This window comes from Pseudomonas monsensis, from assembly GCF_014268495.2.
Taxonomy (GTDB): Bacteria; Pseudomonadota; Gammaproteobacteria; order Pseudomonadales; family Pseudomonadaceae; genus Aquipseudomonas; species Aquipseudomonas monsensis.
On record NZ_CP077087.1, the window covers coordinates 1790812 to 1815762 of the forward strand.

Annotated in this window: 27 protein-coding genes and 1 tRNA gene; 18 read left to right on the forward strand and 10 right to left on the reverse strand. The window is 59.3% G+C overall.

The window, feature by feature from the left end:
• Window positions 1-11 precede the first annotated feature (11 nt).
• Window positions 12-833 carry an HDOD domain-containing protein gene (locus tag HV782_RS07775; protein ID WP_123465457.1) on the reverse strand — a complete coding sequence of 274 codons (822 nt, stop codon included), beginning with the start codon at window positions 831-833 and terminating at the stop codon, window positions 12-14.
• A gap of 36 nt (window positions 834-869) precedes the next feature.
• Window positions 870-1811, reverse strand: a complete 942-nt coding sequence (gene ygfZ / locus HV782_RS07780; protein ID WP_186744588.1) for a CAF17-like 4Fe-4S cluster assembly/insertion protein YgfZ — start codon at window positions 1809-1811, stop codon at window positions 870-872.
• A gap of 150 nt (window positions 1812-1961) precedes the next feature.
• Between ygfZ and HV782_RS07785 the strand changes: the two genes are divergently transcribed.
• Together HV782_RS07785 and HV782_RS07790 are read left to right on the forward strand one after the other, a co-directional pair.
• The gene (locus HV782_RS07785) at window positions 1962-2216 is read left to right on the forward strand and encodes an FAD assembly factor SdhE (protein WP_095049216.1); all 255 of its coding nucleotides are present in this window, start codon (window positions 1962-1964) and stop codon (window positions 2214-2216) included.
• Entirely contained in the window at window positions 2200-2652 is a 453-nt protein-coding gene (locus HV782_RS07790) for a protein YgfX (RefSeq protein WP_123465461.1), read from the forward strand. Before HV782_RS07785 ends, HV782_RS07790 begins: the two co-directional genes overlap by 17 nt.
• On the opposite strand, the gene nadB is transcribed toward HV782_RS07790, so the two are convergent.
• A complete protein-coding gene (gene nadB, locus HV782_RS07795) occupies window positions 2621-4237 on the reverse strand; it encodes an L-aspartate oxidase (protein ID WP_186744590.1) in 1617 nt (538 codons plus the stop codon). The genes HV782_RS07790 and nadB overlap by 32 nt on opposite strands.
• 557 nt (window positions 4238-4794) lie before the next feature.
• Here nadB and rpoE point away from each other — a divergent pair.
• Genes rpoE through HV782_RS07810 form a run of 3 tightly spaced genes read left to right on the forward strand, consistent with a single transcriptional unit; the run spans window position 4795 to window position 6968 of the window.
• A complete protein-coding gene (gene rpoE, locus HV782_RS07800; protein ID WP_003172477.1) occupies window positions 4795-5376 on the forward strand; it encodes an RNA polymerase sigma factor RpoE/AlgU in 582 nt (193 codons plus the stop codon).
• Between the two features lie 30 nt (window positions 5377-5406).
• Window positions 5407-5994 (forward strand): sigma-E factor negative regulatory protein, encoded by a 588-nt coding sequence (locus HV782_RS07805; RefSeq protein ID WP_128615223.1) that lies wholly within the window; start codon window positions 5407-5409, stop codon window positions 5992-5994.
• Window positions 5995-6002: 8 nt separating this feature from the next.
• A complete protein-coding gene (locus HV782_RS07810; protein ID WP_186744592.1) occupies window positions 6003-6968 on the forward strand; it encodes a MucB/RseB C-terminal domain-containing protein in 966 nt (321 codons plus the stop codon).
• 11 nt (window positions 6969-6979) lie between these two features.
• Here the strand turns inward: HV782_RS07810 and HV782_RS07815 are convergent, their stop codons facing one another.
• Entirely contained in the window at window positions 6980-7141 is a 162-nt protein-coding gene (locus HV782_RS07815; RefSeq protein ID WP_177490577.1) for a hypothetical protein, read from the reverse strand.
• A gap of 34 nt (window positions 7142-7175) precedes the next feature.
• On the opposite strand from HV782_RS07815, the gene HV782_RS07820 reads away from it, so the two are divergent.
• A complete protein-coding gene (locus tag HV782_RS07820) occupies window positions 7176-8606 on the forward strand; it encodes a DegQ family serine endoprotease (RefSeq protein ID WP_123465468.1) in 1431 nt (476 codons plus the stop codon).
• A 78-nt stretch (window positions 8607-8684) separates the two neighbouring features.
• On the opposite strand, the gene HV782_RS07825 is transcribed toward HV782_RS07820, so the two are convergent.
• Window positions 8685-10118: a M48 family metalloprotease gene (locus tag HV782_RS07825; RefSeq protein ID WP_123465470.1), complete on the reverse strand. Its 1434-nt coding sequence runs from the start codon at window positions 10116-10118 to the stop codon at window positions 8685-8687.
• Between the two features lie 99 nt (window positions 10119-10217).
• On the opposite strand from HV782_RS07825, the gene HV782_RS07830 reads away from it, so the two are divergent.
• Together HV782_RS07830 and HV782_RS07835 are read left to right on the forward strand one after the other, a co-directional pair.
• On the forward strand, window positions 10218-10457 hold the full coding sequence (locus HV782_RS07830; protein ID WP_186744595.1) for a sulfurtransferase TusA family protein: 240 nt from the start codon (window positions 10218-10220) through the stop codon (window positions 10455-10457).
• Between the two features lie 32 nt (window positions 10458-10489).
• Complete coding sequence (locus HV782_RS07835; protein ID WP_128614645.1) at window positions 10490-11560, forward strand: AI-2E family transporter; 1071 nt, start codon at window positions 10490-10492, stop codon at window positions 11558-11560.
• Window positions 11561-11680: 120 nt separating this feature from the next.
• Here HV782_RS07835 and HV782_RS07840 read toward each other — a convergent pair whose 3' ends face one another.
• Both HV782_RS07840 and HV782_RS07845 read right to left on the reverse strand, forming a co-directional pair.
• Window positions 11681-12154: a peroxiredoxin gene (locus tag HV782_RS07840; protein ID WP_123465475.1), complete on the reverse strand. Its 474-nt coding sequence runs from the start codon at window positions 12152-12154 to the stop codon at window positions 11681-11683.
• Window positions 12155-12164: 10 nt separating this feature from the next.
• Window positions 12165-12725, reverse strand: coding sequence for a glycine cleavage system transcriptional repressor (locus HV782_RS07845; protein ID WP_186744597.1), 561 nt, complete (start codon window positions 12723-12725; stop codon window positions 12165-12167).
• 337 nt (window positions 12726-13062) lie between these two features.
• On the opposite strand from HV782_RS07845, the gene dapA reads away from it, so the two are divergent.
• From dapA to HV782_RS07870, 5 genes are all read left to right on the forward strand, one after another.
• Window positions 13063-13941, forward strand: coding sequence for a 4-hydroxy-tetrahydrodipicolinate synthase (gene dapA / locus HV782_RS07850; RefSeq protein WP_123465482.1), 879 nt, complete (start codon window positions 13063-13065; stop codon window positions 13939-13941).
• A gap of 17 nt (window positions 13942-13958) precedes the next feature.
• Entirely contained in the window at window positions 13959-15074 is a 1116-nt protein-coding gene (bamC, locus tag HV782_RS07855; RefSeq protein ID WP_128614644.1) for an NlpB/DapX family lipoprotein, read from the forward strand.
• 4 nt (window positions 15075-15078) lie between these two features.
• A complete protein-coding gene (locus HV782_RS07860) occupies window positions 15079-15840 on the forward strand; it encodes an MBL fold metallo-hydrolase (protein ID WP_186744599.1) in 762 nt (253 codons plus the stop codon).
• A gap of 28 nt (window positions 15841-15868) precedes the next feature.
• Window positions 15869-16582, forward strand: a complete 714-nt coding sequence (gene purC, locus HV782_RS07865; protein ID WP_123465488.1) for a phosphoribosylaminoimidazolesuccinocarboxamide synthase — start codon at window positions 15869-15871, stop codon at window positions 16580-16582.
• Window positions 16583-16666: 84 nt separating this feature from the next.
• A tRNA-Ser gene (locus tag HV782_RS07870) sits at window positions 16667-16756 on the forward strand.
• Window positions 16757-16997: 241 nt separating this feature from the next.
• On the opposite strand, the gene HV782_RS07875 is transcribed toward HV782_RS07870, so the two are convergent.
• Window positions 16998-17189, reverse strand: a complete 192-nt coding sequence (locus tag HV782_RS07875) for a YegP family protein (RefSeq protein WP_123465490.1) — start codon at window positions 17187-17189, stop codon at window positions 16998-17000.
• 237 nt (window positions 17190-17426) lie between these two features.
• Here HV782_RS07875 and HV782_RS07880 point away from each other — a divergent pair, with 237 nt between their 5' ends.
• Together HV782_RS07880 and HV782_RS07885 are read left to right on the forward strand one after the other, a co-directional pair.
• Window positions 17427-18347, forward strand: coding sequence for a LysR family transcriptional regulator (locus tag HV782_RS07880; RefSeq protein WP_123465491.1), 921 nt, complete (start codon window positions 17427-17429; stop codon window positions 18345-18347).
• Window positions 18348-18542: 195 nt separating this feature from the next.
• On the forward strand, window positions 18543-18908 hold the full coding sequence (locus HV782_RS07885) for a 5-carboxymethyl-2-hydroxymuconate Delta-isomerase (RefSeq protein ID WP_123465492.1): 366 nt from the start codon (window positions 18543-18545) through the stop codon (window positions 18906-18908).
• 3 nt (window positions 18909-18911) lie between these two features.
• Here the strand turns inward: HV782_RS07885 and HV782_RS07890 are convergent, their stop codons facing one another.
• Together HV782_RS07890 and HV782_RS07895 are read right to left on the reverse strand one after the other, a co-directional pair.
• A complete protein-coding gene (locus tag HV782_RS07890) occupies window positions 18912-19847 on the reverse strand; it encodes a LysR family transcriptional regulator (protein WP_123465494.1) in 936 nt (311 codons plus the stop codon).
• Between the two features lie 185 nt (window positions 19848-20032).
• Entirely contained in the window at window positions 20033-21217 is a 1185-nt protein-coding gene (locus HV782_RS07895) for a cyanate transporter (RefSeq protein WP_128614646.1), read from the reverse strand.
• A gap of 385 nt (window positions 21218-21602) precedes the next feature.
• Here HV782_RS07895 and HV782_RS07900 point away from each other — a divergent pair, with 385 nt between their 5' ends.
• The 3 genes from HV782_RS07900 (at window position 21603) to HV782_RS07910 (ending at window position 24852) form a co-directional block, all read left to right on the forward strand.
• Window positions 21603-23252 (forward strand): phosphoethanolamine transferase, encoded by a 1650-nt coding sequence (locus HV782_RS07900; RefSeq protein ID WP_186744602.1) that lies wholly within the window; start codon window positions 21603-21605, stop codon window positions 23250-23252.
• A gap of 176 nt (window positions 23253-23428) precedes the next feature.
• Window positions 23429-24562, forward strand: coding sequence for a ribonuclease D (gene rnd / locus HV782_RS07905; RefSeq protein ID WP_123465496.1), 1134 nt, complete (start codon window positions 23429-23431; stop codon window positions 24560-24562).
• On the forward strand, window positions 24559-24852 hold the full coding sequence (locus HV782_RS07910) for a YcgL domain-containing protein (RefSeq protein ID WP_122608866.1): 294 nt from the start codon (window positions 24559-24561) through the stop codon (window positions 24850-24852). Before rnd ends, HV782_RS07910 begins: the two co-directional genes overlap by 4 nt.
• The last annotated feature ends 99 nt before the right edge of the window (window positions 24853-24951 follow it).

Here is a 24951-nt window from a genome sequence, read left to right on the forward strand (position 1 = left end):
TCGGTTGCGGATCAGTAAAACATCGTCCGCGATTCTTCCAGATCCGCGCACAGCGCCTCGTTCTCCGGATCAATCCCCAACTTGCGAAATGCCGGAACGCTGAGCGGATCAATCCGCCCAAACGGATGGTCGGTGTCCTTGTGGCAGTACAGGCTCGCCACTTGCACCAGATCGACATAGTCGATGGTCGTCGAATCGCGTTTGAAGTCCTGATAGCGCCCCGGCAATTCCACCAGCCGTTCCGGAAACTCCCAGACACGCAGCAACTTGTCGCCCAGCAGCGGGTGAATGTGATCAATCACATGGTTGAGGCTGACAGGATCTGACAGCAGTTCGTAATGGTCTTCGGCGTAGGTGAGAATCGGCAGTACGCCGATCTGATGCACCAGCCCGCCCAACGCGGCCTGATCGGGCTTGAGCTGGGTGTAGCGCCGACACAGCGCGTAGCTGACACCGGCGATCTCCAGACTCTTGCGCCAGACTTCACGCATCTTCTGTTCAACCACCTCAGAGCGGGCGTGGAAGATTTGCTCCATCACCAGCCCGATTGCCAGGTTGCTGCTGTAGTTGATACCCAGGCGGGTAATGGCGGTGTGCAGGTCGGTGACTTCCTGTGCGGCCCGCAGCAGGGGGCTGTTGACCACTTTGATCAGGCGCGCCGACAGCGCCGTGTCTCGGCCGATCACTTTGCTCAGGTCGCTGACGCTGATTTCCGGGTCTTCAGCGGCCTTGCGAATCTGCAGGGCCACTTCCGGCAACGTTGGCAGAACCAGGTCATCGTTATCGATGGCCTCAACCAAATCCTGTTGGACCTTTTCCGCCAGTTCGCTCATTTAGACTCTCTAGGGTGTTGCAACCAAACGCTGCGATCAGCGCTGGATTTCGCGGTCGCGATCCAGTTCGTAGGGCAAATCGAGCAAATGCAGGGCGGGCCCTTCGAGGCTGCCCACATGCAGGTCGCCCGCTTCGGCAGATTCGGCCTGCAGCACCGCCAGTAGTTCAATGTTTTGCCCGGCGTGGGCAGCCAGCACCACTTCACCGATGGAGCTGTTGTGGCTCGGTGCGAACAGCGGGGTGCCAGGCTCTGGCAATTGGGCAGTGTCGAGGCTCAGTCGATACAGACGGCGCTTGAGTTTGCCCAGGTACTGCATGCGCGCGACGATTTCCTGGCCGGTGTAGCAGCCTTTCTTGAAACTTACGCCGCCGACGGCTTGCAGGTTGAGCATTTGCGGGATGAACAGCTCGCGGGTGGTCGACATGACCTGGCCGATACCGGCGCGGATCTGGCCCAGCAGCCATTGATTCAGCCCGGCTTCGGGCAGGGCTGCGGCCAGTCTGGCTTTGCTCGCATCGGCCTGATCGGCCGGCGCCCAGAGTTCGGCGCGCTGCGGCGAGACGCGAATGGCGATCAATCCTTCGTTGCGCACGACGCTGTCGGTTTCGGCTGGCAGATCGAGGCCGAGGCTGGTCAGGGCGGTATCGCCATGCTCCAGGCCAAAGCGCACCCAGGCCGTGCTTTCGTCGGTGAGTTTCGATTTGGAGAACACCGCGTACTTTTTCAGGTCCGCCAGTTGCGGCTCCAGCAGCTCGCTGGCCATCGCCAGCACCACGCCGTCACCTTCGAGCAGGATGCGGAAGCTCGACTGCATCCGGCCTTTCTGCGTGCAGCGGGCGCCGAGGCTGGCCCGGGTGTCGCTCAGGTAATTGATATTGCAGGTCAGTTGGCCTTGCAGGAATTTTCCGGCATCCGCGCCGCGAACCGCGAGAACGCCTTCATGAGACAGGGTGCAGAAAAAAGCAGAATCGGCCATGGGTCATCGCAGGGTAAATAGACTGGGGCACATCATAAGGGCGCGTTGTTGAAATGGGTAGTTGATAAAGGATCGGTGGTGCCCGACCAAAGCCGACTGTGCGGCCCGCGCCGGGCCTGTATACTTGCCGGCAAATTTGAGGAGGGCCCCATGGTCGAACAAGTTGAACTGAATCGCCTCTTTTGGCACAGCCGCCGCGGCATGCTTGAGCTAGACGTGTTGCTGGTGCCGTTCGTGAAAGAGGTTTATGCCGATCTGAACGAGGTCGATCGCGCATTGTACGTTCGCCTGCTGGAGTGTGAGGATCAGGACATGTTCGGCTGGTTCATGGAGCGCAGCGAGTCTGAAGATCCTGAGCTGCAGCGCATGGTTCGCATGATTCTGGACCGTGTTCAGCCCAAGTAACTCGTTCGAATGCCGCTGGCATGCCTCAAGGCAGTTGCTGGCGGTGTATCTGTTGGCCCAGGCGTTCGCACTGGGTGCCTTGTTTCTGCTTTCGATTCCGCTCTGGGCCAGTGTGCTCGGGGCTTTCGCCTGTCTTGCGCACGCTTTTCGGGTACTGCCAAGGCAGATTCTGCTGAGCCATCCAAGGGCGTTTCGAGGGTTGCGTCGGGATGCCGATGGCTGGCAACTGTGGAATCAGGCCGATGGCTGGCAGGCTGTCCAACTGCGCCCGGACAGCCTGGCGCTGCCACTGATCGTGGTGCTGCGCTTTCGTTTGCGTGGGGAATGGCGGGTCAGATCGGTCTGCGTACCGCGTGACTCGCAGGCGGCGGACTTGCACCGACGCCTGCGGGTCCGGCTCAAGTTCAGCCGACGTAGGTGGGCGGCACCAGAATAGTGTCGAGCGCCTCGGGCAGCAGGTCGGGATAGTCGAGGGTGTAATGCAGGCCGCGACTTTCCTTGCGCTCCATCGCTGAGCTGATCATCAGTTCGGCGACCTGGGCCAGGTTGCGCAGCTCGATCAGGTCGCGGCTGACTTTGTAATTGCTGTAGAACTCGTCGATTTCGTCCAGCAGCAGGCGCACACGGTGCTGAGCCCGTTGCAGGCGCTTGTTGGTGCGCACGATACCGACGTAGTCCCACATGAACCGCCGCAATTCGTCCCAGTTGTGCGCGATGATCACGTCCTCATCCGAATCGGTCACCTGGCTGGCGTCCCACGCGGGCAGGGCGCTTGGCGCGGCGACATCATCCAGTTGCGCAACGATGTCGGCTGCAGCCGAGCGCGCATACACGAAACATTCGAGCAGCGAGTTGCTGGCCATGCGGTTGGCGCCGTGCAAACCGGTGAAGCTGGTTTCGCCAATGGCGTACAGGCCCGTTACGTCGGTGCGGCCATTCTGGTCGACCATCACCCCGCCGCAGGTGTAGTGCGCGGCGGGTACGACGGGGATCGGCTGCTTCGTCATGTCGATGCCGAAGCCGAGGCAGCGCTCGTAGACGGTCGGGAAGTGGCTCTTGATGAAGGCCTCGGGCTTGTGGCTGATGTCGAGGTAGACGCAGTCGATACCCAGGCGCTTCATTTCATGGTCGATGGCCCGGGCGACGATGTCCCGTGGAGCCAGCTCGGCACGCTTGTCGAAGCGGTGCATGAAGCGCTCGCCGTTCGGTAATTTCAAATGCGCGCCTTCGCCACGCAAGGCCTCGGTGATCAGAAAACTCTTGGCCTGCGGGTGATACAGGCAGGTGGGGTGGAACTGGTTGAATTCCAGGTTCGCCACCCGGCAGCCGGAACGCCAGGCCATGGCAATGCCATCCCCGCAGGCGCCATCGGGGTTGCTGGTATAGAGGTAGACCTTGGCGGCGCCCCCCGAGGCGAGGATCACGAAACGGGCGCCGTAGGTATCGACCTCGCCGGTGGCCCGGTTGAGCACGTAGGCACCCAGGCAACGGTCGCCATCCAGTCCCAGACGGCGCTTGGTGATCAGATCGACGGCAACCCGCTGCTCGAGCAATTCGATGTTGGAACGTTCCCTCGCCTGGGCCAGCAGGGTTTTGAAAATGGCTGCACCGGTCGCGTCGGCCGCGTGGATGATGCGCCGATGGCTGTGGCCGCCTTCGCGGGTCAGGTGGAATTCGAATCCGCCGTCTTCGGTGCCGGACTGTTCATCGCGGGTGAACGGCACGCCTTGGTCGATCAGCCACTGGATCGCTTCACGGCTGTGCTCGACAGTGAACCGGACGGCGTCTTCATGGCACAGACCGCCGCCGGCATTGAGGGTGTCATCAACGTGGGATTCGACAGTATCGGTATCGTCGAGCACGGCGGCGACGCCGCCCTGGGCCCAATAGGTTGAACCGTTGGCGAGATCGCCCTTGCTCAATACGGCAATGCGCAAATGACCCGGCAGGGTCAGCGCGAGACTCAAACCGGCAGCACCGCTGCCAATGACCAGAACATCGTGTTGGAACTGTTGGCTCATTTCAGGATTCCGCTCAAAGCGACCCGGATCGGGGTTGGCGCAAGACAGCTGGGTCGGCGAGTCAAGGCAGCCACACAGCCCACTAGTATATAGAGGGGTGGGGCGGCACAATAGCCGCGCCGATATGGCATTGTGAAACTACTGTGACGAAAAAAGCCGGGTGCTTCGTCGGAAGTTTTTTTCGCCGGGTTCGCGAAAAGACGACTGTATCGGCGTTGAAACAGGATTTTTCAGCGCAGGGTTGCCCAATGTCGGATCGGTCCGGCTATAAATAATTGGAACTTTTGCCAAAGGCCCAAGATCAATAGTCGGTGCCAGAAACAAGGGACGTGTCGGCTTCAGTGCGGAATCTGCAGTTAGATTCCTGCCGGCGAAACCGATGACAAGATTATTCGCGCAGCCGGTTTATCCCGAGCTGCGTTTTTCGTGCGTGCCAAATCAGAGCCCGCAGGAAACTTGCTTGGAGGGGGAGAACTTTTGCGAAAAGCCCGAGTCTATGTTTGCAAGTCTGGTCGTTTAGTTGTGCAAGCCTCCTCCGGGCTTATCGAGGAGTGTTCATGCTAACCCAGGAAGAGGATCAGCAGCTGGTCGAGCGCGTTCAGCGTGGCGACAAGCGAGCTTTCGATCTGCTGGTGCTGAAGTATCAGCACAAAATTCTCGGGTTGATCGTGCGTTTCGTGCACGACACCCATGAAGCCCAGGACGTGGCTCAGGAAGCCTTTATCAAGGCGTATCGAGCACTTGGAAACTTTCGCGGCGACAGTGCGTTTTATACGTGGCTGTACCGTATTGCCATTAACACGGCGAAGAATTACCTGGTTTCACGCGGCCGCCGGCCGCCGGATAGCGATGTCAGTTCCGAAGATGCAGAGTTCTACGATGGCGATCACGGCCTCAAGGATCTCGAATCACCAGAACGAGCACTGCTGCGGGATGAGATCGAAGGCACCGTCCATCGAACCATTCAGCAACTGCCAGAGGATTTGCGTACGGCTTTAACTTTACGTGAATTCGATGGTCTGAGTTACGAGGACATTGCGAGCGTCATGCAATGCCCGGTGGGTACCGTGCGCTCCCGGATTTTCCGCGCTCGGGAGGCCATCGATAAAGCCCTGCAGCCGTTGTTGCAGGAAAACTGAGACAGCGGCGACAGCCAAGAGAGGAACGCCATGAGTCGTGAAGCCCTGCAGGAATCGCTGTCCGCAGTGATGGATAACGAAGCGGACGAACTGGAATTGCGTCGAGTGCTCAATGCACTGGATGATGTGGATACCCGTGAGACCTGGGCTCGTTACCAGATCGCTCGGGCAGCCATGCACAAGGATTTGCTGCTTCCACGTCTGGATATCGCTGCGGCAGTGTCTGCTGCGCTGGAAGACGAAACGGCTCCGGCCAAAGTATCCCGCAGCCCATGGCGCAGCCTTGGTCGTCTGGCTGTTGCCGCCTCGGTGACCGTTGCCGTTCTGGCGGGTGTGCGTCTGTACAACCAGGACGAAATCGCTGGTGCCGAACTGGCTCAGCAATCCAATCAGCCAACCCTGGCCACTCCACAGGTAAAAGGCCCGGCTGTTCTGGCAGGCTACAGTGAGAGTTCCGAAGCGACTGGCCCAATGGCCAATGGCGTATTGCAAGGTCAGCCAGGCTGGCATGACCAGCGTCTGCCAGGCTATCTGCGTCAGCACGCTCAGCAGGCTGCACTGAAAGGTACTGAAAGCGCACTGCCTTATGCGCGTGCCGCAAGCCTGGAAAACCGTTAAGGAGGATCATGCGCGCCATACCTCTACTTTCGCTTCTGCTCAGTGGCTGGTTCATTGTTCCAGCCCACGCTGATGAGGCCCAGGACTGGTTGACCCGGCTGGGCCAGGCCGAGCAGCGGCAAAGCTTTCACGGCACCTTCGTTTACGAGCGTAACGGTAGTTTTTCTACCCACAACATCTGGCATCGTGTCCAGAATGGCCAGGTCCGCGAGCGTTTGCTCCAGCTCGACGGTTCGGCACAGGAAGTCGTGCGCATTGATGGACATACTCAATGCGTCAGCGGCACCCTGATTGCGGGGTTGGGAGATTCTCCAAACTCTACTGCTCGTTCTCTCGATCCCCAGAAGCTGAAAAACTGGTATGACCTTGCCGTCATTGGCAAATCGCGCGTGGCCGGGCGGGACGCAGTGATCGTATCGCTGACGCCTCGCGATCAGCATCGCTACGGCTTCGAACTGCATCTGGACAAACAGACCGGCCTGCCGCTCAAGTCGTTGCTGCTGAACGACAAGGGGCAGTTGCTGGAGCGATTCCAGTTCACCAGCCTCAATACCGACGAAGTTCCTTCGGACAAGGATTTGCTGGCTGACGCCGACTGCAAGTCAGTCACGCTGGACAGTGACAAGGCTTCAGCCATGAAGACCGCTCAGGTCTGGCATTCCGACTGGTTGCCACCGGGCTTCGAACTGACCAGCAGCACGTCGCACAAGGATCCGGAAACCAAGACCCAGGTCAACAGCTTGCTGTATGACGACGGTCTGGCGCGTTTCTCGGTTTTCCTCGAGCCTTTGAATGGCGCTACGGTCACCGATACCCGTACGCAATTGGGCCCGACCGTTGCCGTATCCCGCCGCCTGACGACGCCACAAGGCGAAATGATGGTGACGGTGGTGGGCGAGATTCCTATTGGCACAGCCGAACGAATTGCGCTGTCGATGCGTAACAATGATGGCGCTGCAACCAGCAAGCAGTGAGCTGATTCCAGTCATTCCCACTTCGTCGCCGAGACGTAGAAATGTTTGCTGAGCATTTTCATTTGCAAAACACCTGAAAATTTTTTATAGGTCAGAGCCTCACGGCTCTGGCCTTGTTTGTTGTTCCCGGAACAAAAATGCCGGTCGGTGGTTTCCGGTGTTCCTTGCTCCATATCGCTTAACCCTGCTCGTCGTAACGGGAGCTGTATGTCGATACCAAGTTTGAAATCTTATCTCTCCATTTTCGCCACCGTGCTGTTGCTCGGTCAGGCCGTACCTGCTGCGCAAGCAGCCGATCTGCCTGACTTCACCCAATTGGTCGAACAAGCTTCGCCAGCCGTGGTGAACATCAGTACCACGCAGAAACTGCCGGATCGCAAGGTCAACCAGCAGATGCCAGACCTGGAAGGCTTGCCGCCGATGCTGCGCGAGTTCTTCGAACGTGGCATGCCGCCTCAACAGCGCTCGCCGCGTGGTGATCGTCAGCGTGAAGCGCAATCGTTGGGTTCGGGCTTCATCATCTCTCCGGATGGCTACATTCTGACCAACAACCACGTGATCGCCGATGCCGACGAAATCCTCGTCCGTCTCGCCGACCGCAGTGAAATGAAAGCCAAACTGATCGGCACCGACCCACGTTCCGACGTGGCGCTGCTGAAAATCGAAGGCAAGGATCTGCCAGTGCTGAAGCTTGGCAAATCCCAGGACCTGAAAGCCGGCCAGTGGGTCGTTGCCATCGGTTCGCCGTTCGGCTTCGACCACACTGTGACCCAAGGCATCGTCAGCGCCGTGGGCCGTAGCCTGCCGAACGAAAACTACGTGCCGTTCATCCAGACCGACGTGCCGATCAACCCGGGTAACTCCGGTGGTCCGCTGTTCAACCTGAATGGTGAAGTGGTCGGGATCAACTCGCAGATCTACACCCGTTCCGGTGGCTTCATGGGCGTGTCGTTCGCCATTCCGATCGACGTGGCGATGGATGTGTCCAACCAGTTGAAGAGCGGTGGCAAGGTCAGCCGCGGTTGGCTTGGTGTGGTCATTCAGGAAGTGAACAAGGATCTGGCCGAGTCGTTCGGTCTGGAAAAGCCGGCCGGTGCGCTGGTGGCACAGATCCAGGATGACGGTCCGGCGGCCAAGGGCGGTCTGCAAGTCGGCGACGTGATTCTGAGCATGAACGGCCAGCCGATTGTCATGTCCGCTGACCTGCCGCATCTGGTCGGCGCACTGAAGGCGGGCGCGAAAGCCAATCTTGAAGTGATTCGTGAAGGCAAGCGCAAGAACGTCGAGCTGACGGTGGGTGCGATTCCGGACGAAGACAAGGCGCTGGACGCGCTGCCGAAGTCGGGCACTGAAAGCACCAGCAATCGCCTTGGTGTTTCGGTAGGCGAGCTGACCGCCGAGCAGAAGAAAACCTACGACCTTAAAGGTGGTGTGGTGATCAAGGAAGTGCAGGATGGTCCTGCGGCCCTGATCGGTCTGCAGCCGGGTGACGTGATCACTCACCTGAACAACCAGGCCATCGGCTCCACCAAGGAGTTCGCCGACATCGCCAAGGCACTGCCGAAGAACCGTTCGGTGTCGATGCGGGTTCTGCGTCAAGGTCGCGCGAGCTTCATCACCTTCAAGCTGGCTGAATAATTCAGCGCCGAAGGCAAAAACAAACCGCCTCGAAAGAGGCGGTTTTTTATGCCGGAAGCTTTTTGCCGAAAGACAGAATCAGCCCATCATGTCCTTGATCATGCGCTCCTGCTCCATCAGCTCGCGCTGGCGGGCATCAATACGCGATGACAGCGGGAAGTTGCTGCCTGCCTTGCGCTTGGCAAAATCCAGTTGCTGGATCGCCTGACGGTAATCGCCGACCAGTGCGAAGTACTCGGCGCGCGCCTGATGCAAACCGATGATGTTGCCTGACAAGCCCCGGGTTTCAGCGACCTGATACCAGACGTCCGGATCATCCGGGCGCGACTTGAGCAAGCCTTCCAGGGCCTTCTCGGCATCGGCTGTGCGGTTCTGCTTGAGCAGTAGATCCACGCGCACCTGATTCAGTGGATAGTTGCCCGGATACTGCGTGAGCATCCGGTCCACCCGCGATTGCGCATCTGCCAAGCGATTATTGGTGATGTCCAGATCGACCTGTGCAAGGTTGTAGATGATTTCGTTCGGCGCCGCTGCCAGCAGTGGCTTGAGATTCTCCCGAGCCTCGTTCAACTGGCCGCCCTTGATCTGGGCGATTGCCAGACCGTAGCGTGCGACGTTGTTCTTCGGGTTCTCATCCAGTTGTGCACGGAAGCGTTTGGCACTCAGCCCCGGGGTTTCTTCGTAGATCAGTTGCACGCGCGCGCGGATCAGTTGATAGCGCAGGCTGTCTTCGATGCCGCCGGGTTTGGCCTGTTCGGCACGGTTGCGGGTGTCGGCGATACGCGATTCAGTGACCGGGTGAGTCAGCAGGAACTCCGGCGGCTTGGCGTCGAAGCGATACTGGCGCATCAGGCGTTCGAACATGGTCGGCATCGAGCGCGGGTCGTACCCTGCCTTTTCCAGATTGAGGATGCCGATGCGGTCGGCTTCCTGTTCGTTCTGACGGGAGAATGTGCGTTGTGACTGAATCGCCGCCGCCTGGGTGCCGGCGATGGTCGCGATGCCGGCGTCACCGCCGCCGGCTGCGGCGATGACGATCCCGGCCAGCAGGGCTGCCATCATCGGCACCTGCATCCGCTGGGACGCCTCGACGCCGCGGGCAAAGTGACGTTGCGACAAGTGAGCCAGTTCGTGGGCCAGTACCGAAGCGTATTCGCCTTCGGTCTGTGCATTGAGGAACAGGCCGCCGTTGACCCCGACCACGCCGCCCGGTGCCGCGAAGGCGTTGAGTTGCGGGCTGTTGATCAGAATGAATTCAAGGCGGCGGTCGGTGACCTGACTGGTTTCCACCAGCTTGTAGACGCTGGATTCGACGTAGTCCTTGAGCTGCGGATCGTTGAGCTGTGCAACCTGGCTGCGCAGCATGGCCAGCCAGGCCCGACCGAGCTGGTATTCCTGTTGCGGCGAGACAATGGCAGAACTGGCGTCGCCAAGTGACGGCAGATCGTCGGCAAAGCCCGGTGAGGCGAGCAGGCAAGCGAGCGTCAGCAGGGTAGGGCGCAGAAAAGTCATGCACAAAGCCTTAGAAGACAAAGACCTTACTGTAGCCGGACACCGGGCTTGCGACCAGATATTCTAGGCAGCTCGAATGACCTGATCCGGAGTGACGCAATGACTGACGCTGTAGCCCATGACGTGGAACTGGACGCCAGTGGCCTTAATTGTCCGTTGCCGTTACTCAAGGCAAAAATGGAACTCAACAAGCTCCCGAGCGGTGCGGTGCTCAAGGTGATCGCCACGGATGCGGGTTCGCAACGCGATTTCCGCACTTTCGCCCGCTTGGCCGGTCATGTGCTGCTGCGCGAAGAAGACGACGCCGGTGTTTACCGTTACTGGTTGAAGAAAGCCTGAAACCGACAGCGTAAAAGCCCTGAGGATTATTGATGTTCAAAGTGTTACGCGACTGGATTCAGCGCTACTTTTCCGATGAAGAGGCGGTGGTGCTGGCGGTGCTGTTGATTCTCGCCTTCACGGCTGTGCTCACCCTCGGCGGAATGCTGGCCCCGGTGTTGGCCGGGATGGTGCTCGCTTATCTGATGCAGGGCCTGGTGGTGACGCTCGAGCGACTGCGGGTGCCGGGTGGTGCGGCGGTGGGGCTGGTATTTGCGCTGTTCATGGGCGTGCTGATGCTGTTTATCGTCGTGGTGCTGCCGTTGCTCTGGCATCAGGTGATCACGCTGTTCAACGAACTGCCGGGCATGCTTGCCAAGTGGCAATCGTTGCTCCTGCTGCTGCCAGAGCGGTACCCGCATCTGGTCTCCGATGAGCAGGTGCTGCAGGCCATCGAAGCGGCGCGTGGCGAGATCGGCAAGTTCGGGCAATGGGCGCTGACGTTTTCGCTATCGAGCCTGCCGCTGCTGGTCAACATCATGATCTATCTGGTGCTGGTGCCGATCCTGGTGTTCTTCTTCCTCAAGGACCGGTCGATGATCGGCGAGTGGGTGCGCGGCTATTTGCCCCGCGAGCGCGCTCTGATCACCCGGGTCGCGCAGGAAATGAACCGGCAGATCGCCAACTACATTCGCGGCAAGGTGATCGAAATCGTGATCTGCGGTGGCGTGACTTACATCGGCTTCGTTGCGCTGGGGCTCAATTACGCGGCGCTGCTGGCGTTGTTGGTGGGTGTGTCGGTGGTGGTGCCTTATGTCGGCGCTGTGGTGGTGACGGTGCCCGTGCTGTTGATCGCCTTGTTCCAGTGGGGCTGGAGCGATCAGTTCATCTATCTGATGGCGGTCTACGGGATCATTCAGACGCTGGACGGCAACGTGCTGGTGCCGCTGCTGTTTTCGGAGGCGGTCAACCTGCACCCGGTGGCGATCATTTGTGCAGTGCTGTTGTTTGGCGGGCTGTGGGGCTTTTGGGGGGTGTTCTTTGCGATCCCGCTGGCGACGCTGTTCAAGGCTGTGCTTGATGCCTGGCCGCGCAAGGAACCGGTGGTGGCACCTTTGCTGTAATCGGGCTGAGGCGTGGGGTCTCATCGCTGGCAAGCCAGCTCCCACAGGGTTTCAGGCGCATACAAAACCTGTGGGGGCCGGCTTGCCAGCGATGGCGTCAGTGAGAGCGACGCCAAAACATCAGGCTTTATTCAAATCCTGAGCCGCCGCCAGCACCGCATCCACATGCCCCGGCACTTTCACGCCGCGCCATTCCTGGCGCAGTACACCGTTCTTGTCGATCAGGAACGTGCTGCGATCAACGCCCAGGTATTCCTTGCCGTACAGCTTCTTCAACTTGATCACGTCGAACAGCTGGCAAACGGCTTCGTCCTTGTCGCTGATCAGCTCGAACGGAAACGCCTGCTTGCACTTGAAGTTTTCGTGGGACTTCAGGCTGTCGCGGGAGATACCGAAAATTTCCGTGTTGGCTGCCTGGAATGCCGCGTACTGATCACGAAAACCCTGGCCTTCAGTGGTGCAGCCCGGAGTGCTGTCTTTCGGGTAGAAGTAGATCACCACTTGTTTGCCTTTCAGGGCAGACAGGCTGACGGTCTGCCCGCTGGTGGCAGGGGCTTCGAAATCCGTAACCGGTTGGTCGATGACAACGGCCATGAAAGCTTCCTTACATTGGGTTTTGTGGGCGCCAGGGTTCGATCAGCGCATCCAGGTTCATCGCGTCGGCGAAGTCGAGGAACTGATCGCGCAGCCAGCTGATCTGTGTGCCGGCCGGCAGCGTCACGGTGAACGTGGCGTTGAGCATGGTGCCGCCGGTCTGGGGTGCCTGATACGTGTCGCAGGTCAGGTTTTCCAGCTCGACGTTGTGATCCATGAAGAACTGGCACAGCTCATTGATGATGTCAGGGCGATACGCCGAGCTGACATAAGCCACGTACGGCAACGCTTGCGGGCGGTTTTCCAGCGCCGCACTGCGCACCACGTTGACGGTGAAAGCGTGCCGTTTGGCCAGCACCGGCAGGCTGCCTTCGAGGCGGGCCAGCGCGTCCCAGCTACCGGTAATCTCCAGCACCAGCGCACTGCACTCGCCGTGGCGGGTCAGGCGGGAGGTGACGACGGCGCAGCGATTTTCATGGCTGGCGCGACACAGGACGTTAGTCAGCTCCATGGGGTTGGCGCCAAGGGCACTGATGACAAGGAATTGTTCGCGAACTGTGGGGGTGGACATGCAGCATTCCTAAAGCGATGAGCGGTCGGTAGGTTGACGGGCGTTGGTCGTCGGAGCGAGCCTGCGTGCCTGTTCAGGCTGTCCGTTCAAAAGGCCCGGCCAGCGCTCGCGGCTCGCTCCACTATAGCGGGAGCGCGTCGATGCGACGCAGGAACGGGGCCTGGGAGGCCGAAAAGGGAGGCTGGAACCCGGCGTACAAGCTGATCAGTACCGATCAAAGTCTGAAGGGTAGCGAAAAGCGACGCCAAGGGGAATGGCGGCAGCGCAGTACTTCGCTTGTGCAAGCATCTTGGCGCCAGTACCATTACCGCTCTCTTTTTCCGGCAGGAGCGGTTTCATGATTGCGGGCAGTATGGTGGCACTGGTCACTCCCATGGATGCACAAGGGCGTCTGGACTGGGACAGCCTCAGCAAACTCGTGGACTTCCATCTCAAGAACGGCACCCATGCCATTGTCGCGGTCGGTACTACCGGCGAGTCGGCAACCCTTGATGTAGAAGAACACATCGCCGTGATCAAAGCCGTGGTCAAACAGGTTGCCGGGCGCATTCCGGTCATCGCCGGTACTGGCGCCAACTCCACCCGCGAAGCCGTCGAACTGACCCGCAACGCCAAGGAGGCCGGCGCCGATGCCTGCCTGCTGGTTGTTCCTTACTACAACAAGCCGACTCAGGAAGGTCTGTACCAGCACTTCAAGCACATCGCTGAAGCGGTCGACATTCCGCAGATTCTCTACAACGTTCCCGGCCGCACCTCCTGCGATATGCAGGCCGAGACCGTGATTCGCCTGTCCAGCGTGCCGAACATCGTCGGCATCAAGGAAGCCACCGGCGACCTCAAGCGCGCCAAGGCCATAATCGACGGCGTGAGCAAGGACTTCATCGTGCTGTCCGGCGATGATCCGACCGCCGTCGAACTGATCCTGCTGGGCGGCAAAGGCAACATCTCGGTAACTGCCAACGTCGCTCCGCGCGAAATGGCCGACCTGTGTGAGGCAGCGCTCAAGGGCGACGCCGACACCGCACGGGCCATCAACGAAAAACTGATGCCGCTGCACAAAGACCTGTTCATCGAAGCCAACCCGATTCCGGTCAAGTGGGCTCTGGTTGAAATGGGCCTGATGCACGAAGGCATCCGCCTGCCGCTGACCTGGCTGAGCGCACCTTGTCATGAAACGCTTCGCTCGGCCCTGCGCCAGTGCAGCGTCCTGGTTTAATTGAGGAAGTACAACGCATGAAGCGAATGGCCGGACTTTCCGCACTTGCCTTGATTATCTCCAGCACCAGCGGCTGTGGATGGGTCTGGGGGCCGGAAGGTTATTTCCGCGACCGTGGAAGCGATTACCTGCAAGCGCAACAGACTGCACCGATGCAACTGCCACCGGATGTCAGCACCTCCAAACGTCTGGATCCGCTGTTGCCGATCCCGCGCAACGTCGCTGACGACACTGCCAAGGGTGAGTACATCGTTCCACGTCCTCAACCGTTGTCGGCCGTTGCCGATGCCAGCGATTACTCGCTGCAGAAGAGCGGTGACTCACGTTGGGTCGTGGCACAGCATCCGCCGGCCGAAGTCTGGCCAGTGGCTGTGCAGTTCTTCCAGGACAACGGTTTCCGTCTGGATGAACAGCGTCCGCAAACCGGTGAATTCACCACCACCTGGCAGCATTCCGATGAACTGTCCGCCTCCATGGCCAAGCGCCTGAGCGCGGCCGGTATCGCCAGCGACAGCGAAACCCGCGTTCGTGTGCGTATCGAGCCAGGCGTGCAGCGCAACACCAGTGAAATCTACGTGGTCAGCGCCGAGCGTCCTGCCGGCAGCACCGCCGACGTGGCCTTCACCAACCGTTCGGTCAACACAGGCCTTGACGCAGCGCTGGTCGACGACATGCTGGCGAGCATGAGCCGTATCTCCGAGAAGGGCGGTTCCGTGTCGATGCTTGCTTCCCGTGACTTCGATACGCCGAGCCGTGTCAGCCTCAGCGAAGACGGCAGCGGTAACCCGGTGTTGAACGTCGGTACCGATCTGGACCGTGCCTGGTCGAGCGTCGGCCGTGCACTGGAACAGGGTGAATGGCGCGTTGAAGACATCAACCGCAGCCTGGGCCTGTACTACATCAACCTGGCCGAAAAAGCCGAGAAGAAAGACGAAAAGCCTGGTTTCTTCAGCAGCCTGTTCGGCAGTGCGCCGAGCAAGGAAGAAGTGGAAGCCCGCGCCGAGCGCTATCAGGTTCGCCTGAGCAAGGTTGGCGAGAGCATTCAGGTGACCGTCGAGAAAAACATCAACACCGTCGCACCGGCTGACGTGGCGCGCAAAGTGTTGAGCGTGATTCAGGACAATCTGGGCTGATCACATGCGTTTTGCCGTTCTCGGCAGCGGTAGCCAAGGGAACGGCACGCTGATCGCCAGTGCTGATACGTATGTGCTGGTGGATTGTGGTTTTTCCCTGCGGGAAACCGAAAAACGCCTGTTGCGCCTGGGTGTGCACCCGGCGCAACTGAACGCGATACTTGTGACCCACGAACATGCCGACCACGTGCATGGCGTGGGTTTACTGTCTCGGCGCTACAATCTGCCGGTCTACCTCAGTCGCGGCACACTGCGCGGGATGCGCAAACCGATTGAACCCGCAGGCTATCTGGCCGGCGGCGAGCAACTGCAGATCGGTGCTCTGAACATCGGGGTCATTGCCGTGGCCCATGATGCGCAGGAACCGACCCAGTACGTCTTCAGTGATCAACAGCAGCGGCGCTTCGGCCTGCTGACCGACCTGGGTTCCTACTGCGAGCGGGTGCTGGACGGTTATCGGGATCTCGATGCGTTGATGATCGAGTCCAACCATTGCCGCGACATGCTGGCCCGTGGTCACTATCCGTACTTTCTCAAGCAACGGGTGGGCGGCGAGCTGGGACATTTGAACAACCATCAGGCGGCATTCCTGGTGGCCGAGTTGGGCTGGCAGGGCCTGCAACACCTGGTCCTGGCCCATCTGAGCAGCAAGAACAACCTGCCGCAACTGGCCCGGCAATGTTTTGTCGACACCCTCGGGTGCGATCCGGACTGGCTGCAACTGGCCGATCAAGATTCAGGGCTCGACTGGCGCCACATCGCCTAGCCCACCTACTTAGCAAGCGGAGCCCATCATGGAAAAACGTGAAGAACTCTACCGCGGCAAAGCCAAATCGGTTTACAAAACCGACGACGCTGACCGCTTGATCCTGCTGTTTCGCAACGACACCTCGGCGTTCGACGGCAAGCGTATCGAGCAGCTCGACCGCAAAGGCATGGTGAACAACAAGTTCAACGCCTTCATCATGCAGAAACTCGAAGCGGCCGGTATTCCGACCCAATTCGACAAACTGCTGGGCGACAACGAGTGCCTGGTGAAGAAGCTCGACATGATTCCGGTCGAGTGCGTTGTGCGTAACTATGCCGCTGGCAGCCTGGTCAAGCGCCTGGGCGTTGAAGAGGGCATGAAGCTCAACCCTTACACCTTCGAACTGTTCCTGAAGGACGACGCCAAGGGCGACCCGTTCATCAACGAATCCCACGTCGTGGCATTCGGCTGGGGCACCACCGAACAACTGGCGCGCATGAAAGAACTGTCGCTCAAGGTCAACGAAGTCTTGAGCAAACTGTTCGATGACGCCGGCCTGCTGCTGGTCGACTTCAAGCTTGAGTTCGGCGTGTTCAGCGACGGCTCGATCGTCCTGGGCGACGAGTTCAGCCCGGACGGCTGCCGTCTGTGGGACAAGGACACCAAGAAGAAGATGGACAAGGACCGCTTCCGTCAGGGCCTCGGTGACGTCATCGAAGCCTACGAAGAAGTCGCCAATCGTCTGGGTGTACCGCTTTAATCGACGCAAGCATCTGATAGCACGGAAAAAATTTCGTTTGGGGGGTTCGCAACCAGCGAAAGTGTTGTTATGATGCGCGCCGTTGGAGAGATGCCAGAGTGGCCGAATGGGACGGATTCGAAATCCGTTGTACCTTCACCGGTACCTAGGGTTCGAATCCCTATCTCTCCGCCATTACATAGAAAAAGCCCCGTAGCTGAGAAGCTGCGGGGCTTTTTCGTTTCCTGCGATCAATCTGGCAACGCGTGACCAGGTCTTGCCTGTTCCAATCTCTGCAGAGCCGGAACAAAGCCCCGCTGAATCAAACCAGCGGGGCTTTGTTGTTTTGCAGGCGTTAACTTACACCTGCATCAGACAGTCATGACCGCGAGGGCGCCTGTTCGCGTTTGATCAAGTCAGGCGTACCGTTGCGCGCTTAAATCTCCTTTATCGGTGTTTCCCCTCGCGCAGCTTTGATCAATTCGATCACATGCAAGCAATCCGCCTTGTTCACATACGACTCGCCACTGGCGATGGTCTCGTGGTTTCCCGCCCTCAGCCTCCAGCGCCATTGCCCTTTGCCGGTGCTCGGGGTGCCTCTGGATTGCCTGTAAATCTCGAAATACATTCAGTTCGCTCCATGCGATAGACGTGTGCGCCAGCCTGTGTGGCGCATCGACGCAAGCCTAGCGCAGGCGAGGTTTTTGGCTATTGGGCAATTGTTTCCAATGGTTGGCGGATGTTTCTGAAAGGTGCGACCCAGAAACCTCGAAGTGTTAGACAGTGAGCGGATCCATCGTGGCGATGGACGCCGCCCCCAAGGCCTTTCTACACTGCCGGTTATCTGGGGATCGGGGAGCAAGGGATGAATCGCAATGAACTACGCAAGGCCGACATCAACCTGATGGTGGTGTTCGAGACCCTGATGCTTGAGCGCAATGTGACGCGGGCGGCGGAGAAGCTGTTTCTCGGCCAGCCGACCATCAGTTCGGCGCTCAACCGGCTGCGTACGATGCTCAACGATCCGCTGTTCATCCGCGTGGGGCACCGCATGGAACCGACGGCCCGTGCCGAGGATATCTTTCGTCATCTGAAGCCTGCGCTGGATTCGCTGTCGGTGGCGCTGAGCCTGACGCGCAACTTCGATCCGGCCGTCAGCACCATGACCTTTCGCATCGGCCTGTCCGATGATGTCGAGTTCGGCCTATTGCCGCCGCTGTTGCGCGCGCTGCGTCAGGAGGCGCCGAATGTGGTGTTTGTCGTGCAACATGTCGATTACTGGCGAATTCCCGATTTGCTGGCTGCCGGCGACATCACCGTCGGCATCAGTCAGACCCGTGGCCTGCCGGCCAACGCCAAGCGCAAATTGTTGCGGCACATTCAGCCGAGCATTCTGCGGGCCGACGCCTCCGATACGCCGCTGACTCTCGATGAATATTGCGCCCGCCCGCACGTACTGGTGTCTCACACCGCCAACGTCAGCGGATTCGCGGACGAATGGCTGGCGGAGCTCGGGCGTACCCGGCAGGTGGTGTTGTCGGTGCCGCAGTACAGCGCTTTGCCGGCATTGCTGGCCGGCACCGACCTGATCGCCAGCCTGCCGGATTACACCGCCGAGGCCATGGCCGCGTCGGGGCTGCTGTTCAAGGAGCCGTTTCCGTTCAAGACGCCGACGCTGGACCTGTCGATGGTCTGGCTCAGTCACGTCGACAGCGACCCGGCAGAACGCTGGCTGCGCTCACGGCTGGAGGCCTTCATGAGCGAGCGGCCGCTCAGCGTGTCCTGAGGGCGAGCGCTTTTCCGCAGGAGCTGCCGAAGGCTGCAATCCTTACCTTTTATGTTCAAAGCAAGATCAACAGATCGCGGCCTCCGGCGGCTCCTGCGAGGGTAGGGGCGACAGATTGACGAAAAGTCGCGCAGGAGAGCAGGACGCCGCTGTGGTATATGTACGACCTTTCTGTCGCCACACTGGAGTCTTGCGATGCCACACCTGCACATGGAATACACCGCCAATCTGCCGCAGCTCAATGCCGACGTTGCGTTGATCCGGCTCAACAACACATTGGTGGGGTCCGGTCAGTTCGCGGCGGAATTCGATATCAAGAGCCGGGCGGTCAAGGTCGAGACCTTCAAGGTCGGCACGGTCATGGGCGAGCGTGCGTTTGTGTATGTGAAACTGGCGATGCTCAGTGGCCGTTCGCCGGAGATCAAGAAACAGTTGTCCCAGAGCCTCCTGGCGGTGTTGCAGGACCTGTGCGAATGGCCGGCCGGGGTTGAGGTGCAGCTGTGTGTCGAGCTGCTCGACATTGATCGCGAGTCCTACAGCAAAACGGCCATCGGCGTGTAAGGCTCAGGCCACTTCCAGTTCGCTGCACACCTTGATTACCTGCTCGCGCAGCCAGACGTTGGCGCTGTCCTGATCGGCGTTCTGGCTCCACTGCATGTCGAGGGTGAAGCCCGGCAGACCATTCGGCGCCTCACAGTGTTTGAACACCGCATCGTTGGTCAGCAGGCGTTGAATGCGGCGCGGCAGGGTGAGAATGAAGTCGGTGCCGGTGATCATCTTCAACGCCGCGCTATAGCTATTTGAGCGCGCAACAATCTGACGTTTCTGCGCCTGGCGAGCGAGCCAGCCGTCGACCATGTTGGTGGTGGACGTCCACGGTGTCGGGAACACATGCCGGCGTTCGGTAAAGGCTTGCAGGCTCAGGCGTGGTTCCAGTGGCGTGGCGCGCTTGTCGAAGACACAGACCAGATCATCTTCCAGCAGCATCCGTGACTTGAGGTCGGCGTGAGAGCGATGGAAGTTGGGGCCGAAACTGATCACCAGGTCGAGGCTGCCGTCGCGTAACTCGTCGGCCGGTACGTCGGTTTCGAACTTGTGCATGTTGACCATCACCGGCAAATCATCGAAGTCGAAGCGCTTCAACAGTCGCGGCAGGATCAGTTGTTCGAAGTACTCCGGAGCGCAGATGTTGAAGGTGACCGCTTGCCGGGTCGGATCGAAGGCCGCTGCACCGGCATGGCACAGGTTGATGCTTTCGAGGATCTTCTGCACATGGCTGTACATGCTGCTGGCCTTGTAGGTCGGGCGCATGCCGGTGCGGGTATTGATGAACAGTTCGTCTTCGAAACTGGTGCGCAGTTTTTTCAGGCAGTAACTGACCGTGGACTGACTGACAAACAGCGTTTCCGAGACATCGGTGACGCTGCTTTGCTCATACACGGCGATAAACACCATGAGGTCCTGCATGTCGAGCTTTCGAAGCAAGTTACTGTTCAGCATCCGTTCCGTCTCGCTGTGCTCCTTGCGCTGAATCCGCGCAAACGTGTGCGAATGATCCTAACGGAACGATGGTGCCAGGAGAAACCCCCGTGGGACAATTCACGGTCAGTAGTGGGACAGAAACTTTTAGCAATACGACGTCGTCCGGCAAACCGCGAAAAGATGGCCAGAAGCCTCTAGCTTGCTCAGGGGAACTGGCATGCGTAGTGGCGCGGATCGAAGCGCCGAGCCATCAGCCACATCATGACCATGACCGCGGTCAGTGACCACCAGGCCCATTCGAAGCTGCCCAGTCGATCGCGGATTGTCCCGGCCAGCAGTGGCGAGAGACCGGCAATCAGATAGCCGATGCCTTGCACGAAAGCGGTCAGGCTGGCGGCGCGTTGCGGGTGGTCGAAGTGGTCGAGGGAGACGATCAGGCTCATCGGAAACAATCCGCCAATGCCCAGGCCCAACAGGCACGGCCAGAGCAGGCTCAGGTGATGAGGGGTGAGCGTCAGGCCGCAAAATCCGGCAATGATCAGCAACAGCAGGCCCTTCAGCACCCAGCGTCGATCCCGGCTGCGGTTGGCGATAGCGGGCACCAGCAGGCCGGCAATGACCTCCATGGCTGTCAGAAAACCCAACAGCAGCCCGGCGTGTTGTTCGCTCCAGCCTTGTTCCACGTAGTACGGTGCGAACCAGGCGAGCACACAGGTGTAGGACGCCGTGCCCAGACCGAAGAAGACGGCGAGTAACCAGGCGCGAGGATGACGGAAAAAGGATTCTTGCTTGTGCGTTTCGGGCATGGCGTGCGGCAGGTTTGCGCGTTGCGCCCACCAGAGCATCGACGCCAGCAGCGCCAGTGCTGCCCAGATCGCCAGGCCCGCGCGCCAACTTCCGGTCTGCAGCATCACCAGCGGGGCGAACGAGGCGGCAATCGCTGCGCCGCCCATGATCGAGGTGACATACAGGCCCATGTACAGGGCAACGTTGTCCGCAAACCGCGATTTGATCAGTGCCGGCATCAATGCCTGGATCAACGCAATGCCGAAACCGGCGAGCACTGCGCCGACAATCAGTTCTGCGGCCGAGTCGATGAACCAGCGCGACAGCGTTGCCAGGCCGATGATCAGCAGCGACAGCATGACCGTGCGCCGTTCACCCAGGCGCCGACCGATGCTCAGGCCGAAAAACATCCCCAAGCCCATGGCTGTCACCGGCAGCATCGTCAGCAATGACGCGAGGCTGAAGCTGAGCGCAATGTCGCCACGGATCGCCGACAACAGCGGGCCGACCGCCGCCATTGACGGGCGCAGGTTAAGGGCAACCAGAGCGATGGCGAGCATCAGCCCGACAGCGGGGCGTGAGGTGGCGCGGATGTTTTCCATCTTCAGACCTTTGACACGGGGACTGAGGATTAGGCGCGTGGCGGCAACGGTCGAGCAAACCAGAAAATCCACGAACCCACCTAAAAATCAAATACCCCACACACCCTGCAGGCGCTGCCGAAGGCTGCGATCTGTTGATCTTGCTTTTACAGGTCCAGATCAAAAAATCATAAACTTTGGCCGCGCCTGCACGGAGTGTTTACTGCGTCAAAACTGAACCGTTCTCAAATACCTGACAGGTTCTGACGAATTAGCGCTAGCCAACTAATCGTTGGCGTCTTTTTCACAAAAAATTGATGGGGGGCTGCCTAGAGTTTGTCGCGCCTTGGTTAATGAATTTTTCACAATTAACCAGGGTTCTTCTTTTCAGGAACTGCCCGTCTCTATGTTGAAGTTAAAAACCGTGCGCCCGGAATGGGTGACGTTGATTGCCAGTGCCTTTCTTCTGGCCGGTTTCAATCTTGTGCTGTGGCAACATCTGTTCGAGATCACTGCAGCCGATGGCGAAGGCATCGTCATGCGCGTGGCTTTCGGGGTGATTATCCTGGCGGCTTTCAACATCGTACTGACCTTTTTTGCCTTCCGGCCGCTGCTCAAACCGATCCTGACACTGATCTTTCTGATCAGCGCCGGCGTGGCTTATTTCATGAGCCAGTATGGCGTAATGATGGATGCGGGCATGTTCCGCAACTTCGCCGAAACCAACGCGACGGAAGTGCGTGACCTGCTGTCGTTGAAGTTGTTTGCCTATATTGTTTTGTTGGGTGTTTTACCGTCCTGGTTGTTGTGGAAAGTCCCTGTTAACTTTCGTCGCTGGCATCGAGAGTTACTCTATAAAGTTATTGTGGTTATGGCGTCAGTTGCAGTTATCGGGGGTGTGGCGTTGGCCAACTATCAAGGGCTGTCTTCGTTGTTTCGCAATCACCATGAAATCCGCTTGATGCTGGTGCCCAGCAATTACATTGGCGCGTTGGCCGGTTACTTGCGCGAGCAAGTCGTCTCGGCGCAGCAGCCATTCGTCAAAATCGGTGAGGACGCGCAACGTAATCCGGCACGGCAACATCCGCTGCGCAAATCCCTGACCGTCCTGGTCGTGGGCGAAAGTGCACGAGCAGAAAACTTCGGCATCCTCGGTTACAACCGTGACACCACACCAAAACTGGACAAGGAAGCCGGGCTGATCGCCTTCACCGATGTGCACTCCTGCGGCACGGAAACCGCCGTTTCAGTGCCATGCATGTTTTCCAACATGGGCCGCAAGGATTACGACGCCAGCAAGGCGAAGAACGAAGAAGGCCTGCTCGACGTGCTCAAACATGCCGGGATCGACGTGATCTGGCGCGACAACCAGTCCGGCTGTAAAGGCACTTGCGACCGGGTCACCCTGCAAGACGTCAGCAATATGAAAGACCCTTCTCTGTGCGCCAACAGCGAATGCCGCGATGAAATTCTCCTGCAAGGTCTGCAGGGTTTTATCGAGCATCTGGACAAGGACACCGTGCTGGTGCTGCACCAGATGGGTAGCCACGGTCCGGAATACTTCAAGCGTTATCCGAAGGCGTACGAACACTTCACGCCGGTGTGCGAAAGTAATGCGCTGAACAATTGCAGCCGCGAAAGCATCGTCAACGGTTACGACAACACGCTGGTCTATACCGACCATGTGCTGGCGAGCCTGATCGATGTGCTGCGCAGCAATCAGGACAAAGTCGACACCGCCATGTTGTACCTGTCGGATCATGGCGAGTCGCTGGGCGAGTACAACCTGTTCCTGCACGGCACGCCTTATATGCTGGCGCCGGACCAACAGAAACATGTGGCGATGCTGGCCTGGTTCTCCGACAACTATCAAAAGGCTTATTCGCTCGACACGCACTGTCTGCAGATGAACCGCGACAAACCTCTGAGCCAGGACAATCTGTTCCACTCGATGCTGGGGTTGCTGGAGATCAAGAGTTCGGTTTATCGACCAGGCCTGGACATGTTCGCCGGCTGTCGTGGCGCGGTGATTGACGGCGTGCTGGCCAAGGACTGAGGCGCGGTGCACCCCGTCAGCCTTCGGCACCTTCTACAGATACAGATCTGTCGGTTCTCTCTGTCAGACTATTCTTTTTCCTTGGCAGGACATTTCGTTACAGCTCTTGCCCTTCGCAGGCGCGTAAATCGCCGGTGGCGATATATACTGCGCGCCATTCTTCAAGGGAGAGCCGTGTGGCTATCGATATTCACTGGATTCGCGACAACGAAAGCCTCGCGCAGTTTTGCGCCGAGTGGCAGCAGCTGCCGTTCGTTGCCCTCGACACCGAATTCATGCGGGTCGACACCTTCTACCCGATTGCCGGTCTGTTGCAGGTCGGTGACGGCAAGCGCGCCTACCTGATTGATCCGCTAAGCATCAACGCCTGGCAACCGCTGGCTGCGTTGCTGGAAAACCCGGCAGTGCTCAAGGTGCTGCACGCGTGCAGCGAAGACCTCGAAGTCCTGTTGCGCCTGACCGGCAGCCTGCCGGCACCGCTGTTCGACACCCAGTTGGCAGCCGCTTACCTGAACCTCGGTTTCTCGATGGGCTATTCGCGGCTGGTGCAGGAAGTGCTCGGCATCGAACTGCCCAAGGGCGAAACCCGTTCCGACTGGTTGCAGCGCCCGTTGTCCGACACGCAAATCAGCTACGCCGCCGAAGATGCCGTGCATCTGGCGGAGGTTTTCGTACAACTGCGGCCCAAACTGTCTGACGACAAATTCGCCTGGGTGTTGGAGGACGGCGCGGAACTGGTCGCCAACCTGCGCCGCGAAACCGACCCTTACGAGGTTTATCGCGAGGCCAAACTGGCGTGGAAACTGTCCCGTGCGCAACTGGCGGTTCTGCGTGAGCTGTGTGCCTGGCGGGAAAAGGAAGCCCGCGCCCGTGATCTACCGCGTAACCGCATCGTCCGCGAGCATTCGCTGTGGCCGCTGGCCCGCACACAACCGGACAACCTCGCGGCGTTGGGCAAGATCGAAGACATGCACCCGCGTACCGTGCGTCAGGACGGCCAATTTCTGCTTGATCTGATCAAGCGCTCTGGCAGTGTGGGGCCTGATCAATGGCCGCCCGCCGTACCGGAGCCATTACCGATCGAAGCCGCAGCATTGATCAAACAACTGCGCGCATTGGGTCAGGCCGAGGCCGAGCGTCTGGGCATTGCCCCGGAACTGATGCTGCGCAAGAAAACCCTCGAGGCGCTGGTCAAAAGCGGCTACCCCGAGGGGCCTTACCAATTGCCTGATTCGCTGCGTGGCTGGCGCCGCGAATTGATGGGCCAGAAGCTGCTCGACAGCCTGGCCACCGCCGGAGAACAGCCTTGAAACGTATTTGCTCCATTTACCAAAGCTCCAAGCGCAGCGGCATGTACCTTTACGTGCTCAAGAGCGATGCGCTCGAGCGCGTGCCGGAAGCATTGATGCTGGCCTTCGGCAAACCGAAGCACGCCTTCGATCTGGTGCTGTCGCCCGAGCGCAAGCTGGCCAGCGAAGACATCGTCGTAGTGCTGGAAAACCTCGACAAGCAGGGCTATCACCTGCAGATGCCGCCGGCCGAGGACGAATACATCGAACACTTGCCCGAAGAGTTGCTGCGACGCAACGATCCGGTCTGATCTGCCAGGCCCTGTTCTGGGCCTCGGGTAACCCTGGAACTGTTTTTACCGCGATGGCCACCCTTACTCCGGTGGCCGTCTGCACGGTTTGCGAAAGGT